Origin of the sequence: Streptomyces sp. NPDC048417, from assembly GCF_040651615.1 — a bacterium.
Taxonomy (GTDB): Bacteria; Actinomycetota; Actinomycetes; order Streptomycetales; family Streptomycetaceae; genus Streptomyces.
The window spans coordinates 133,400-147,287 of sequence record NZ_JBEZKI010000012.1 but is presented as its reverse complement, the minus strand read 5'-3'; the positions used below and the strand labels follow the sequence as shown (position 1 = coordinate 147,287).

14 protein-coding genes are annotated in these 13,888 nt (G+C 71.3%); 4 read left to right on the top strand and 10 right to left on the bottom strand.

The genetic code is table 11. From position 1 onward, the window contains the following. Positions 1–3: 3 nt before the first annotated feature. The 5 genes from AB0D59_RS20265 to AB0D59_RS20245 all read right to left on the bottom strand — a co-directional run bounded on the left by AB0D59_RS20265 (position 4) and on the right by AB0D59_RS20245 (position 4,105). Positions 4–1,158 (bottom strand): acyl-CoA dehydrogenase family protein, encoded by a 1,155-nt coding sequence (locus AB0D59_RS20265; protein WP_362567216.1) that lies wholly within the window; start codon positions 1,156–1,158, stop codon positions 4–6. Positions 1,159–1,190: 32 nt separating this feature from the next. Beyond that, a complete protein-coding gene (locus AB0D59_RS20260) occupies positions 1,191–1,958 on the bottom strand; it encodes an SDR family NAD(P)-dependent oxidoreductase (protein ID WP_362566890.1) in 768 nt (255 codons plus the stop codon). A gap of 103 nt (positions 1,959–2,061) precedes the next feature. Beyond that, a complete protein-coding gene (locus tag AB0D59_RS20255) occupies positions 2,062–3,228 on the bottom strand; it encodes an acyl-CoA dehydrogenase family protein (protein ID WP_362566887.1) in 1,167 nt (388 codons plus the stop codon). Next, positions 3,225–3,659: a MaoC/PaaZ C-terminal domain-containing protein gene (locus tag AB0D59_RS20250; RefSeq protein ID WP_362566885.1), complete on the bottom strand. Its 435-nt coding sequence runs from the start codon at positions 3,657–3,659 to the stop codon at positions 3,225–3,227. The genes AB0D59_RS20255 and AB0D59_RS20250 overlap by 4 nt, the downstream gene beginning before the upstream one ends. After that, positions 3,656–4,105, bottom strand: a complete 450-nt coding sequence (locus tag AB0D59_RS20245; protein WP_362566883.1) for a MaoC family dehydratase N-terminal domain-containing protein — start codon at positions 4,103–4,105, stop codon at positions 3,656–3,658. The genes AB0D59_RS20250 and AB0D59_RS20245 overlap by 4 nt, the downstream gene beginning before the upstream one ends. Before the next feature lie 330 nt (positions 4,106–4,435). Between AB0D59_RS20245 and AB0D59_RS20240 the strand changes: the two genes are divergently transcribed. From AB0D59_RS20240 to AB0D59_RS20225, 4 genes are read left to right on the top strand one after another with little or no spacing between them, the layout of a single operon-like run. Beyond that, complete coding sequence (locus tag AB0D59_RS20240) at positions 4,436–5,623, top strand: CaiB/BaiF CoA-transferase family protein (RefSeq protein WP_362566880.1); 1,188 nt, start codon at positions 4,436–4,438, stop codon at positions 5,621–5,623. A gap of 57 nt (positions 5,624–5,680) precedes the next feature. Beyond that, a complete protein-coding gene (locus AB0D59_RS20235; RefSeq protein ID WP_362566878.1) occupies positions 5,681–6,490 on the top strand; it encodes an enoyl-CoA hydratase/isomerase family protein in 810 nt (269 codons plus the stop codon). Then, on the top strand, positions 6,487–6,984 hold the full coding sequence (locus AB0D59_RS20230) for a MaoC/PaaZ C-terminal domain-containing protein (protein ID WP_362566875.1): 498 nt from the start codon (positions 6,487–6,489) through the stop codon (positions 6,982–6,984). Before AB0D59_RS20235 ends, AB0D59_RS20230 begins: the two co-directional genes overlap by 4 nt. After that, a complete protein-coding gene (locus tag AB0D59_RS20225) occupies positions 6,981–7,760 on the top strand; it encodes an enoyl-CoA hydratase-related protein (protein WP_362566873.1) in 780 nt (259 codons plus the stop codon). The genes AB0D59_RS20230 and AB0D59_RS20225 overlap by 4 nt, the downstream gene beginning before the upstream one ends. Positions 7,761–7,793: 33 nt before the next feature. Here AB0D59_RS20225 and AB0D59_RS20220 read toward each other — a convergent pair whose 3' ends face one another. The 5 genes from AB0D59_RS20220 to AB0D59_RS20200 form a co-directional block, all read right to left on the bottom strand. Beyond that, the gene (locus tag AB0D59_RS20220; protein ID WP_362566871.1) at positions 7,794–8,540 is read right to left on the bottom strand and encodes an SDR family oxidoreductase; all 747 of its coding nucleotides are present in this window, start codon (positions 8,538–8,540) and stop codon (positions 7,794–7,796) included. A 187-nt stretch (positions 8,541–8,727) separates the two neighbouring features. Next, a complete protein-coding gene (locus AB0D59_RS20215; RefSeq protein WP_362566869.1) occupies positions 8,728–9,915 on the bottom strand; it encodes a CoA transferase in 1,188 nt (395 codons plus the stop codon). Between the two features lie 72 nt (positions 9,916–9,987). Continuing rightward, positions 9,988–10,821 carry an SDR family oxidoreductase gene (locus AB0D59_RS20210; protein WP_362566866.1) on the bottom strand — a complete coding sequence of 278 codons (834 nt, stop codon included), beginning with the start codon at positions 10,819–10,821 and terminating at the stop codon, positions 9,988–9,990. Next, positions 10,797–13,052 carry an acyl-CoA dehydrogenase family protein gene (locus AB0D59_RS20205; RefSeq protein ID WP_362566864.1) on the bottom strand — a complete coding sequence of 752 codons (2,256 nt, stop codon included), beginning with the start codon at positions 13,050–13,052 and terminating at the stop codon, positions 10,797–10,799. The genes AB0D59_RS20210 and AB0D59_RS20205 overlap by 25 nt, the downstream gene beginning before the upstream one ends. Positions 13,053–13,128: 76 nt before the next feature. Then, the gene (locus AB0D59_RS20200) at positions 13,129–13,887 is read right to left on the bottom strand and encodes a CoA synthetase (protein WP_362566861.1); all 759 of its coding nucleotides are present in this window, start codon (positions 13,885–13,887) and stop codon (positions 13,129–13,131) included. Between the last annotated feature and the right edge of the window lies 1 nt (position 13,888).

The following is a 13,888-nucleotide window of genomic DNA, read 5'->3' as shown; positions in this document are numbered from 1 at the left end:
CCCCTAGCGCAGGGCGGAGACGCCCAGTAGTTCCTTGCCGATCCCCAGGACTTGGATCTGCGAGGTGCCCTCCGGGATGGTCGCTTCGCGGGCGTCGCGGAACAGCCTCTCGGGAACGCTGCCTTCCATCAGTCCCGCGGCGCCGAAGACCTGGACCGCGCTGGTGGCGGCGGCGTTGGCGGCCTCCGAGCAGTAGTACTTGGCCATGGCGCACTCGGTGCGGGCCTGGTGGCCGGCGTCCAGCAGCCGTGCGGCCGACTGGTACATCTGGCGGGCCGCCCGGGTGCGTACGGCGATGTCGACGACGAGTTGCTGCACCAGCTGGAACCCGGCCAGGGGCCGCCCGAACTGGTGGCGGTGCTGTGCGTGGTCGGTCGCCGCTTCCAGGGCGGCCTGGGCCAGTCCGGTGCAGCCGGCGCTCACGTTGAGGCGGCCGGCGTTGACAGCGCGCATCGCGAGGGACAGGCCGCGTCCGATCTCGCCGAGTACGTTCGCGGCCGGGACCACGACTCCGTCCAGTTCGACGTCGCAGCAGGTCACGGAGCGCACCGGCAGGTGCGGGCGGTCGACGGCGCGATATCCGTCGGCGCGTTCGACCAGGAACGCGGTGACGCCACGGGACCCGAGGTCGGGGTCGACGGTCGCGAGCACGATGCCGAAGTCGCCGTGGTCAGCGTTGGTGATGTACGCCTTGCGGCCGGTGAGCCGCCAGGAGCCGTCCGGCAGGCGTTCCGCCCTGGTGGACAGGGCGGTGGCGTCCGAACCGGCGTCGGGCTCGGTGATCGCGAACCAGCCCAGTCGCCGGCCCGCCAGCAGGGGGTGGAGGAACCGCTCCTTCTGCTCGTCGGTGCCCGCCATGGAGAGGAGTTCGGCCACCAGCGTGAGGATGTTGGCGGTGGTGCGGATACTCCCCCAGCAGCGTCCGGCCTCCTCCATCAGCAGGGCGCTCGCCAGATGCGACAGGCCCAGTCCGCCGTCGGCGACCGGGATCGCGCCGCGGACGAAGCCGACGTCGAGCAGGCCGGGCACGATCTCCGTCGGGAAGGTGCGGTCCCGGTCGGCGGCCGGGATCAGCGGCGCGACGCCGTCCAGGTGGGCGCGGGCGCGCCGCAGCAGGGTGCGGGTCTCCTCGTCGAGGAGGGCCCAGTGGCCGGGCAGGTCCTTGTCCCCGGCCCCGGTGGCGGTGGTGGTCAGCTGAATCGCCCCCCGGAGACGTGCACGACCTCGCCGGTGAGGAACCCGGCCTCGGGTGAGGTGAGGTAGAGGACGGCGGCGGCGATGTCGCTCGGCTCGCCCAGGCGCTTGATGCTGTTCGCCTTCACCGCCCGCTCGGCGATCGCCTCGAAGGTCTCCAGGTTGCGCAGCGACGCCGTCTCGATCAGGCCCGGTGCGATGGCGTTCGCGGTGACGCCCTTGCGGCCCAGCTCCTTGGCGACCGACTTGGTCAGGCCGACCACTCCGGCCTTGGCCGCCGAGTAGTTGGCCTGGCCGGGGTTGCCCTGCCAGGCGCGGGAGGCGAGCGTGACGATACGGCCGTAGCCCTGGGCGGTCATCAGTCGTGCCGCTTCGCGGACGCAGAAGAAGGTTCCGGTCAGGCAGACGTCGATGACGTCGGACCATTCCTCGTCGGTCAGCTCGGTCAGGCGGCGGTCGCGCGGGAATCCGTGGCTGGTCACCAGGATGTCCAGGCGGCCGTGGCGTTGTTCGATACCGGTGACGGCCGCACGGACGGCCGCGGAGTCCGTCACGTCCAGGAGCAGCGACTCCACCGGCTTGGCCGCCGGCACCGCCTCGGCGCAGCCGGCCACTGCTCGTTCGAGCGCTTCGGCACTGACGTCGGCGACGACGACCTGTGCTCCGGCCGCCGCGAGCCAGTGGGCGGTCTCGCTGCCGAGGCCGCCGGCGCCGCCGGTGATCAGTGCGACCTGGTCCCGCAGGTCGCTGAGGCGACGTGACATCGCGCTTCCCCTCACTCTGCTGAGAACTTCTCTGCCGAGAACTTCGTGGATGACGTTCGTGCCGGCGGGGTGTCCGTCGCCGCGGAGGCGACGGGGCGGGCGGCTAGAGGGTGCGCGCGATGATCTCCTTCATGATCTCGTTCGCACCGCCGTAGACCTTCTGGACGCGGGCGTCGGCGTACATCCGCGCGATCGGGTACTCCTCCATGTAGCCGTAGCCGCCGAAGAGTTGCACGCACTCGTCGAGGACCTCGCACTGCACGTCCGACAGCCACCACTTGGCCATCGCGGCGGTCTCGTTGTCGAGGCGGCCCTCGCCGATCGCGACGATGCAGTGGTCGAGGAAGAGCCGGGCGGCCCTGGCGAGCGTGGCGCACTCGGCGAGCACGAACCGGGTGTTCTGCTGCTGGTACAGCGGCTTGCCGAACACCTTGCGGTCCTTGGTGTACTCAAGGGTCAGCCGGACGGCCTTCTCGGTCTGCACGACGGCGTTGACGGCGAGGATGAGCCGTTCCTGCGGCATCTGCGTCATCAGCGCGGGGAAGCCGGCCCCTTCGGCGCCGATGCGGTTGGCCACCGGCACGCGGCAGTCGGTGAAGAACAGTTCGCAGGTGTCGGCGGCGTGCTGGCCGATCTTGCGCAGCGGCGCGCCCCGGGAGAAGCCGGGCCGGTCGGCCTCGACCGCGATGAGCGTGATCGCCTTGGGGTCGGCGGCGTCGGCGTCCTCGGGGTTCTCGGGGTTCTCCAGCTTGACGGCGACGATGACCAGGTCGGCGGTCCGGCCGTTGGTGATGAAGGTCTTCGCCGCGTTGAGGACGTACTCGTCGCCCTCGCGGCGCGCCTTGCCGGTCATGGCGCGCACGTCGCTGCCGGCGCCCGGCTCGGTCATCGCGATCGCCCCGATGGTCCTGCCCTCGACCATCTGCGGGAGCCACTTCAGACGCTGTTCCTCGGTGCCGTACCTGAGGATGTAGTCGGTGACGACGCCGCTGTGGACGTTGTTGCCCCAGCCCTTCTCGACCGCCCGCGACTGTTCCTGGGTGATCACGACCTGGTGCAGGATGTTCCCGCCGGGGCCGCCGTACTCCTCGGGCACGGTGGGGCACAGCAGGCCGAGTTCGCCGGCCTTCAGCCAGAAGTCGCGGTCGACGTAGCGCTGTTCGGACCACTCGGCCATCCGCGGCGCGGCCTCACGCTCGAAGAACTGGCGTGCCACGTCGCGCAGCGCCTTCAGCTCGTCGGTCATCCAGGGAGATACGTAGTCGGTCATGTCCCGGCCTCGGTCGTGGGATCGGTGCGGAAGGTGGCGGAGCCGCGCAGTGTCGTGGTGCCGTCCGCGAGAGCGGCGGTGATGTCCAGGACGACCGTGCGCCGGCCGTCCTCCTCGTGGCTCTCGCGGACGGTGCCCCGGCAGGTGACCTGCGCGTGGACCGGGGTCTTGGCGACGAACCGCACCGTCCAGGTGTGCAGTTGGCTCTGCGCGAGGTGCGAGGTGAGCAGGGTGCCCAGGTAGGCCATCGACAGCATGCCGTGCGCGAACACGTCGGACTCGCCGGCCGCGCGGGCGGCGTCGATGTCGATGTGGAGGGGGTTGTGGTCGCCCGAGGCACCGGCGAACAGGGCGAGCGTGGTCCGGCTGATCGGGGGCAGCACCAGCGGGGGCAGCTCATCGCCCACCGCGAGTCTCTCCAGGTCCGTCATGCGACGGCCTCCCATCTGATGGCGAGGACGTTGACCAGCTCCGCGACCGGCTCGCCGTCCCGTGTCACGGACGCCGTGCGCTCCAGGAGCCCGAGCCGGCCTTCGCGTTTCTCGGTGTAGCCGGTGATGCGGAGTTCGAAGTCGAGCCGGTTCCCGGCGAAGCACGGCCGGTGGTAGGTGAACGTCTCACCGGCGTGCAGCGCGGCCGGCAGACCGGCGCCGAGCAGGCCGAGCGCGTGGTACGGATCGGGCCGGCCCATCTCCAGGCTGAACAGGTAAGTGGGCGGCACGAGCAGATCCGGGTAGCCGGCTCCCCGGGCGGCGGCGACGTCGTGGCACACCGGGCGCAGGTCGCCGATCGTGCGCGCGAAGAACCGCAGCGGGCCGCGCTCGACGACGACACCGAATCCGGGAAGCCGCTCCCCCACGATCGACTGACGTGGCACCGGCCCGTCCCCTTCCCTTAGGAATTACATCCACTAATGCATACACTGTCTCCTGTCGACAGAACAAGAGGAGGAAGTCCCGTGCTACTTACTTCCAGCGTAGTAATGACAGATGGATCAGCTATGGACAGAGGGGGTTGACCTGATTCCTGGGAGAGATCATTGCTACCTACCAGGTTAGTGAGTACGATCCCTCCTGCGATCAACGCTCTGCACACGCCCCCCCTCGCGCCGCGGGCCGCGCCGTCGCCGCACCAGAACACCGCGGCTGCCGTGCCCTTGACGGGCGCCGGGCATCACCGGAACTCATCGAGTCCCTGGAGGCATCCATTGGCACAGGCGGTACTGGCCGGCATCCGCGTCGTCGATCTGTCCGAACAGGTGCCGGGCCCCTACGCCACCCGTCTGCTCGCCGGTCTGGGAGCCGACGTCATCAAGGTGGAGCGTCCCGACTCCGGCGACCGGCTGCGGCACCGCCCGGTGATGTTCGCCGCGGAGAACCGCGGCAAGCGCGACCTGTCGATCGACCTGAAGGCGCCCGAGGGGCGGGAAGCCCTCCTGCGGCTGGTCGCCTCGGCCGACGTCCTCGTGGAGGGCTACCGGCCCGGCGTGATGGAGCGGCTCGGCCTGGGCTTCGAGAAACTCACCGAGACGAACCCGCGCCTCGTCTACGTCTCCATATCGGGGTACGGCGCCACCGGGCCGTACCGTGACCTGCCCGGCCACGACTTCCAGTACCTCGCCCATACCGGCGCCATCCCGGCTCCGCAGGCGTACTACGCGGCCGACTACGTACCCACCACCCTGCCGGTGGCCGACATGGGCACCTCTGTGTACTCGGTGCTCGCGATCGTCCTCGCCCTGCTCGAAAAGCAGCGCGACCCCGGCGCGTTCACCGCGTGCCACCTGGACATCGGCATGGCGGACTGCACTCTGGCGCTCATGGAACCGCGTATCGCCGAAGCGCTCAGCGAGCCGTCCACGTCCGCGGCGCTGGTGCGTCCCGGCTACGGCGTCTACCTCACCGCCGACGGCCGCTGTGTCAGCATCGGCGCGCTGGAGGACCACTTCTGGCAGCGTCTCGTCCGCGCGCTCGGCCTCGACCGGTTCGCGGGCGAGGAGTTCGCCGGCTACCAGGACCGGCGCCGGCTCATCGCCCTGATCGACAAGCCGCTGCGGGAGCGGGTGTCCGAGTTCACCCGGGACGCGCTCATGGAGCTGCTCATGCTCCACGACGTGCCCGTGGCACCGGTCAACGACCTGCACGAGGCGGCCCGGGACCCGCATTTCCGCGCGCGCGGCATGGTCTACGACACGCCGGACGACGAGCACCCGCGCATCGCCGAATGGCCGGCCGCACTCGACCGCTTCGCCGACCGCGGCCGCCTCACACCGACTCCGGCGCTCGGCGGGCACAGCCGTGAGGTGCTGTCCGAGCACGGGCTCGGCGACGCGGAGATCGATGCCCTGATCGCCTCCGGCGTCGTCCGCCAGGCGGACACCACGCCCGACCACTGACCCGCGGCCCCGGCTCGCCACCGCCCGCGATACGCACCCACGTCTCAAGGAGTGCTCATGGACTGGTCCTCGTACCGTCACCTCACCTTCGACTACCCGGACGACGGTGTCCTGCTGATCAAGATCAACCGTCCGGACCGGCTGAACGCGATGAACGCGCCGCTGCACACGGAGCTCAGCCAGGTGTGGCTGGACGTGGACAAGGACGACGACTGCCGCGCCGTCGTCATCACCGGCGAGGGCAAGGCCTTCTCGGCGGGCGGTGACTTCGAGATGGTCGAGGCGACGCTGGGCAGCTACCAGGTCGTCTCCCGGCTGTTCAAGGAAGCCGCCGACCTCGTCCACAACATCACCGACATCAGCAAGCCGGTGATCTCCGCGATCAACGGCACCGCCGTGGGCGCGGGTCTCGCCGTCGCGCTCACCGCGGACATCAGCATCATGTCGGAGACCGCCCGGTTCACCGACGGCCACCACAAGATCGGGGTGGCCGCCGGCGACCACGCGGCCTTCATCTGGCCGCTGCTGTGCGGCATGGCCAAGGCCCGTTACTACCTGCTGACCAACGACTTCATCGACGGCCGCGAGGCCGAACGCATCGGCCTGGTCAGCAAGTGCGCCCCGGCCGACGAGGTACTGCCCGAGGCGCTGCGGGTCGCAGCCAGGTTGGCCGCCGGCCCCCGGCACGCCACCGCCGCCACCAAGCGCACCCTCAACCACTGGATCCGGCACGCCACGCCGATCTTCGAGAACGCCCTGGCAGTGGAGATGCTGCAGTTCTTCAGCGACGACGCCCGCGAGGGCTACCAGGCGATGCGGGAGAAGCGCGCGCCGAAGTTCCCGTCGAACCGCGGGACGCAGGTATGAGCCCGGCCGAGCACGCCGGTCTCGTCGGCGACGACCGTCTCTACTTCGAGGACGTGCCGCTCGACCGGACGTTCGTCACGTCCGGCCGGACCGTCACCGAGGCCGACGTCGTCGGCTTCGCCGGCCTGTCGGGCGACTGGAACGCGCTGCACGTCGACGCCCACGCGGCGGCCGCGACGTCGTTCGGCGGGCGCATCGCGCACGGGCTGCTCGTGCTGTCGATGGCGTCCGGCATGACGACCCGGCTGCCGGTCCTGCAGGGCCTGCAGCCCTCCCTGCTCGGCATGACCGGCATGTCGTGCCGCTGGCCCGCGCCGACCCGGATCGGTGACACGCTCCGCATCGAGCTGACCTTCGTCAAGACCGAGTACACGGCGAGCCGCACCCGCGGCCTGGTCACCGAGCGGCGGCGCGCGGTCAACCAGGACGGCGTCGTCGTCCTGGACAGCGAGTGGGCGCTGCTCGTCGCGGCCCGGCCCAAGGACGCCTCATGAGCGATGTCCGTGTCGACACCGAGGACCACGTCGCGGTGATGACCCTGGACCGCGCCCCGGTCAACGCCCTGTCGTCCGCCTTCTACGAGGAGATCGCCGCGGCGCTGGAGCAGGTGGCCGGCGACGACACGGTGAACGTGCTCGTCCTGCGGTCCGCGAGCGACAGGGCGTTCTGTGCCGGCGCGGACGTCACCGAACTGGCCGGCCTCACCGGTCCGGCCGCGGAGGAGGCCGACGTACGGCGTCAGGAGCTGGCCCGCCGCGTCTTCGGGCAGCTGCTGGCGCTGCCGCAGCCGAGCATCGCCGTGGTGGACGGCCCGGCGATCGGCGCCGGAGCGGTCATCGCGTCCTGCTGCGACATGCGGATGGGATCGCCGCGGGCCGCCTTCGTCCTGCCCGAGGTGGACGTCGGGCGGTGCGGCGGCGGCCGGCACCTGATGCGGCATCTGCCGCAGGGCGTCGTCCGCCGGATGTACTTCACCACCGCACCGCTGACCAGCGAGGAAGCCCTGCGCTACGGCTTCCTCGACTCCGTGTACGACACCGGTGCGGAGCTGGCTCAGGCCGCGCTGGAGCGCGCGCGGGACATCGCGGCCAAGAGTCCCGTGGCGCTGCGCCTGGGCAAGGCCGCACTCGACGCCGCCGAGCCGCTACCGGTGCGGGAGGGATACGCGGTCGAGCAGCAGTACACGCTGCGCCTGGCACGTACCGACGACGCCCGTGAGGCACTGGCGGCGCGCCGGGAGAAGCGCCCGCCGGTGTTCACCGGCAGGTGAGCGGCCTGTGCGGGCGGCGGCCAGGTGCTCTGGTCAGCGCCCGCTGTTCCTGTCCCGCAGCCAGCTGTCGAACTCGACGGCGACGATGCGCTCGTCGTGCACGTCGGCCGCGTCGCCGGACGCCAGCCAGACGATGGGCGGGCCCATCACCGAGGACTCCAGGAGCGCGTGTCCCCCGGGCACCGCGTCGGAAGGGATCATCCCCGTGTGGGTCCCCCCGCCGGGCAGCAGCAGGTTGACCCGGATGTCCGTGTCCCGCAGGTCGGCGGCCATGATCCGGGACAGCGCCTCGCTGCCGGCGCGCGACGGCCCGTACGGGACGAACCCGGGCAGTCGCATGGTCGTGTGGTTCATAGAGATGTTGACGATGTGGCCGTGACCGCCGGCGGCCAGCATCCGCTTCGTGACCGACTTCGCGACCAGGAAGTAGCCGGTCAGATTGGTCTCGATCACCGCACGGAAGCCGTCGGCCGGCACCTCCCAGAAGCCCTGGGGGTCCGTCATGAAGCGCGGGTTGACCGTGCGCATGCCGATCCCGGCGTTGTTCACCAGCATGTCGACGCCGCCGAGCCGCTCCCAGGCCTCGTCGACGGCCTTCTCCACCGACGCTTCGTCCCGCACGTCCAGTCCGATGCCGATCGCGCCGGGGAGGCCGGCGGCGACCTCGCTCGCACGCTCACCGGAACGGCCGGTCAGCGCGACCGTCGCTCCCGACGTCGCCAGGGCGGCGGCCATGGCGAACCCCAGCCCGCTCGTCCCACCGGTCACCAGCGCCTTCATCGGATACCTCCCTCGTGCGACCCACCCGCTCGCGCTCGCGGGCCATGGTCCCCGGCAGCGCCGCGGACCGCATGAGCACCACCCTAGGCCTCGCAAGCCCGGCGAAACCGACCCGGGTCCGCCCCGCGGTCCGCTCCCCCGCCCCTGCGGCCCGGCTCGGGCCGGACTGCCACGAGCCGTCGGCGGGTCAGGTGACGGCGCCCGCCTCGCGCAGTGCGCGGATCGCCTCGGCGTCATAGCCGAGTTCGGTGAGTACTTCGTCGCTGTGCTCCCCGACGGCGGGCGGATAGCCCCACGGCCGGGCCGGTGTGCGGGAGAGGTGAACGGGGTTGTTCACGGTGACGATCTTGCCGTGGACCGGGTGGTCGAGGACCAGCCGCATGTCGTTGTTCACCACCTGGGGATCCTCGAACACCTCCTCCAGCCGGTTCACCGGGCTGCACGGCACGTCCCCGGCGTCCAGCAGCGGGACCCAGTGCGCGGTCGGCCGCGCGGCGAAGGTCCGTTCGAGTTCGGGGACCAGGTCGTTCCGGTTGCGCACGCGGTCGGCGTTGGTCGCGTAGCGCGGGTCGGCCGGCAGGTCCTCGCGCGCGAGCGCGTGGCAGAGGTTGAGCCAGAACTTCTCGGTCAGGCACGCCACGACCATCCAGCCGTCGGCCGTCGCGAACACCTGGTAGGGCACGATGTTGGTCTGGGCGCCGCCCATCGGCCGGAACGGCACCCCGGTGCGGTGGTAGGCCACGGACAGGTTCGCCAGCAGGGACACCTGCCCGTCGAGGAGGTTGACGCTCACCTGCTGGCCGGTTCCGTCCCGGTCGCGGACCCTGAGGCCCAGCAGGATCGCGTTCATCGCGAGGTAGGAGCACAGGAAGTCGCCGACCGCCGGGCCCACTTTCACCGGGGTGCGCCCCGGTTCGCCGGAGGTGCCCATGACTCCGCCGCGGGCCTGGGCGATCAGGTCCATGCCGGGCCGGCCGGCCAGCGGGCCGCTCTCGCCGTAACCGGTGATCGAGCAGTAGACCAGCCTCGGGTGGAGTTCGGCCAACGACGCGTAGTCGACACCGAGTTTGGCCGCCGCCGAGGGGCGCATCGACACCGCGAGCACGTCCGCGTCCGCCAGCATCCGTTCCAGGACGCCGAAGCCGGCGGCGGTCTTGAGGTCGAGGGCCATCGCGCGTTTGCTGCGGTTGACGCTGTACGCGTAGGCGCTCTCCCCCGGCCCGAACGTGTTGTCGATGCGGCGCAGCGGGTCGCCCGACGGGGGTTCGATCTTGATGACGTCCGCGCCGAAGTCGCCGAGCATCGAGGTCGCGTAGGGGCCGGAGGCGATCTGTGTCAGGTCGACGACCTTGATGCCGTCCAAGGGCTGTGTCATGGGGAGCTGCCTCAGTGCTGTCGGCGGTTCGAAAGGGCCGGGGCGGGAGCCGGAGCGCCTCTGCGCGGTCGGTCAGGTGTGCAGGTGGTAGCCGCCCGAGACGCACAGGACCTCACCGGTGATGAAGCCGGCCTTCTCGCCCGCGAGGAACGCGACGGCGTTGGCGATGTCCTGGGGCTGTCCGACGCGGCCCAGCGGGGTCTGGCGTGCCATCTCGTCCACGTACTCGTCGCCGTAGATCTTGCCGAGGAACGGGTTCCAGGCCAGTCCGGGGGCGACCGCGTTGACGCGGATCCCGTGCGGCGCGGCCTCCATCGCCGCGGCACGGGTGAAGCCCATGATGCCCGCCTTCGCCGACGCGTAGTGCGCCTCGCCCTCCGCGGTACGCATCCAGCCTGCGATCGAGGACATGTTGACGATGGCGCCGCCGGTGCCCTGGGCGCGCATGATGTTCAGGGCGCGCCGGGTCACGAGGAACGGCCCGGTGAGGGTCACGTCCAGCACGGTCTGCCAGGTCTCGGTGGGCATCTCGTGCAGCGGCGCCAGCATGTTGATGCCGCTGTTGTTCACGACGATGTCGAGCCTGCCGTGCTGCTCCACGACGCCGTTCATGACCTCGTCGATCCGGCTCTCGTCCCGTACGTCGAGCGGGACGCCCGTGACGTCGGCCCCGGTGTCCTTGGCGATGTCGGCGGCGACCGACTCGGTGCGGCCGGCGTGCTGGTCGCTGATCACGACCTTCGCGCCCTCGCGGGCGAACGTCCGGGCGACGGCCTGGCCGATTCCGGCGCCGGCGGCGGCCGTGACGAAGACGACCTTGTCGGAGAACTCCATGGGGTGTGCGCTCCCTGTCTGGTGGGGTGTGCGGGTGGTGGGGACGGTCAGATCCCGGTGATCAGCTGCCATGCGGCGAGGTCGCCGGAGACCGCCTGGGCGCCGAGACGGCCGGCCCAGTGGGCCGGGGTGCCATCGGCGGCCGACCATTCCCACAGGCGGCGGGTGTAGCGCTGCAGCGCGTATTCCATCGTCACGCCGATCGCGCCGTGCACCTGGTGCGCGGTGCGGCCGGCCGTCATGGCCGCGGTGCCACTGAGGGTGCGGGCGGCCGCGACGAGGGCCAGGTCGAGCGCCGGGTCGCTGTCCTCGCCGAGGGCTGCGTGGGCGGCGTCCACGAGGACGGCGACGCGCTGCGCCTCCGACGCCAGTCGGGTCAGGTGGGCCTGCACCGCCTGGAACCGGTTGATGGGCCGGCCGAACTGGCTGCGCTGGGCGGCGTATTCGATCGCTATCTCGGTGGTGCGCTGCAGGGCACGGGAGAGTGCGACCGCCCGGGCGAGTGCGGCGCGGCGGACCAGGGTCTCCATGCCCGCCGCGTGGTCGACGCCGGTGGGCACCAACTGCCGTACCGGGACGGCGTCGAGGTGCACGGCGCGCACCAGCGGTTCGCCCGCGGTGTCGGCTCCGGTGGCGGGCCGGGCGAGGCCGGCCAGCGCCACCGTGGCGACGTGCAGCTTCCCGTCCTGCTCGACGGGCACGACGAGGGTGGTGGCCTGGTCGGGCCAGCGGATCTCGTCGACCGTGCCGGTGAGCGTCGTCCCGTCGTCGGTGACGCGTACGGTTCCCGTGCCCACGACGGCCAGTTCGTCCGCCCAGGGGAAGGTGATGCCTGCCCGGGCCAGCAGCCATCCCGCCTGGATCGGGCCCTCGACGACGGGTGTGCTCGTCCCCGCGTAGGCGGTTCCCCGTACGATCTCCAGCGCGTCGGAGAGGGATCCGCCGCTGCCTCCGAGGTCCTCCGGCACCGAGACGCCGAGGTAGCCCGTCGTCCGCAACTCGTCGGACAGCCGCAGCGAGACGGGGTCGGCCTGGTCGCGCGGCACCGACCGGACGGCCGGATCGGGGTCGGCCGCGATGCGGGACGCCTGCTCGTACACGGTCTCGGCGAGCGGGGAGCCCAGCGCCCGGGTCCGGCCCGAGCGGGCCCAGGAGCCGAGTTGCCTGCTCACCAGGAGGCGCAGCACCTCGTTGGTACCGCCGGCCGTGGTGAACACCGCCGAGCGCAGCCGGTTGATGTCGAGGAACTCGTGGAAGCGGTCGGCGGCGGGTCCCGGCTCGATCCGCTCGTACCGGTGGACCCACAGCTGGTCGACCAGCAGCTGCTCCAGCTCCGTCCCGAGGTCCTTGGCCATCGCCGCCTCCGCGACCGGGGAACGGCCGTCGTCGACCATGCGCGCGATCGACAGCGACATGAGCCGCAGGCCCATCTGCTGGGCGATCACACTGCCGATGAGTTCGTGGCTGTGCTCCGGTGCGGCGACGTGCCGGCGCGACCGCACGAAGGCCTCGAACAACGGGAAGGTCGACAGGTAGCGCTCCGGGCCGGCGCGCTCCAGGGCGAGTTCGGCGGTCAGCTGCTCCCAGCCGGAGCCCTCCTTGCCGATCAGCCGGTCGTCGGCGGCGAAGACGTTGTCGATGACGACCTCGTTGAAGTGCCGTTCGCCGTCCATGCCCTCGATCGGGTGGACGGTCAGGCCCTCGGCGTCCATCGGTACGACGATCAGACTGAGGCCGTTGTGCTTGACGTCCGAGTCGCTCGTGCGGCACAGGATCTCGATGTAGTCGGCCTTGTCGGCGTCCGTGGTCCAGATCTTGCGTCCGGTGATCCGCCAGCCGCCGTCGACCTTCTGGGCACGGGTACGGACCGAGGCGAGGTCGGAGCCCGACTCCGGCTCGCTGAACCCTCCCGCGATCAGGCATCGTCCCGAGGCGATGCGCGGCAGGAGTTCACGGCGCAGCGTCTCCGGGCCGTTGGCCAGGAGGCTGGGGGCGGTCTGCCGGTCGGCGGTCCAGTGGGCGCCGAGCGGGGCGCCCGCGGCCAGCAGTTCGGAGATGACCAGGCAGCGCTCCACACCCGAGCGGGCCACTCCCCCGTACTCGGCCGGGATGGTCATCCCCACCCAGCCGCGGCGGGCGAGCTCCGCGCTGAAGTCGCGCGAGAATCCGCCGCGTGTCGGGCTCTCGGCGGACGGCGGGAAGGGCGCGGCCCGGGCGAACGCGCGTACCTCGGTGACGAGGGCGCGTTCGGTGCCCGTGAGTGCGATCGGTTCGAAGCCGAGGGGCTTGCCGTGATCACTCATGTCTCTCGGATGCTCCCTGCCGTGGGTGAGGTGTCGTCGGTGTGCCGGGGACCGGTTGCCGCTCCGTCCGGTCGTGTCAGTGGTCCGCGGACAGCAGCCCGCCGGGGTCGACCGAGCCGCGCAGCAGCGCGATCTCCTCGGTGGTCGGGGTGAAGGCCGCGGGCGGGGTGTCGGGCAGCCGCCATCCGGTGCGCTGCCCGACGTCGTGCCAGTCGACCGGGTGCAGCGCCAGGTCGGGGGTGAGCGTCCCGTCGTCGCCGGGCCTGAACAGGAGGTCGGGGGTGAGCAGGACCGTCGGTCCCGCGTTGGGCAACCCGAGTTCCGTCCTGTCGCGGCCGCGGTAGGAGTGGCCGATGACGGAGGCGTAGTCGACCCGGTCGACCAAGGTGCGCCGATCGTGGCGCTCGGTGTAGAGGATCGTGCTGCGGGCGGTGTGTCCCAGGCCGGTGTTGGCGAGCCCCGGTCCGCGCAGGCGCCCCGACGGGGTGTTCACCCAGTGCAGGTTCACACAGCCGTACCGGTCGATCTGCATGCCCCCGTAGAACATGACGTCGATGCCGAGTTCGGTGAGGGCGAAGACGTCGCTCATGTCGCCGATCGCGACCGGCTTGCAGTCCCAGCCGGCGGTGAACTCCGGGACCAAGCGGCGCGGATTGACATAGACGCCGGCTCCCAGCACGGTCAGCCGCGGCGCGTGCGTGGCCTGGGCCAGCAGGCAGGCCGCGAGCGGTACGGCAGAGGCGGCGCCGGTCAGGACGGTCGTGTCGTCCTCGAGTTCGCGTGAGATCGCGATGCTGATGCGCTCCCGCGGTGACAGTTCGGTGGTGTCCGTCATC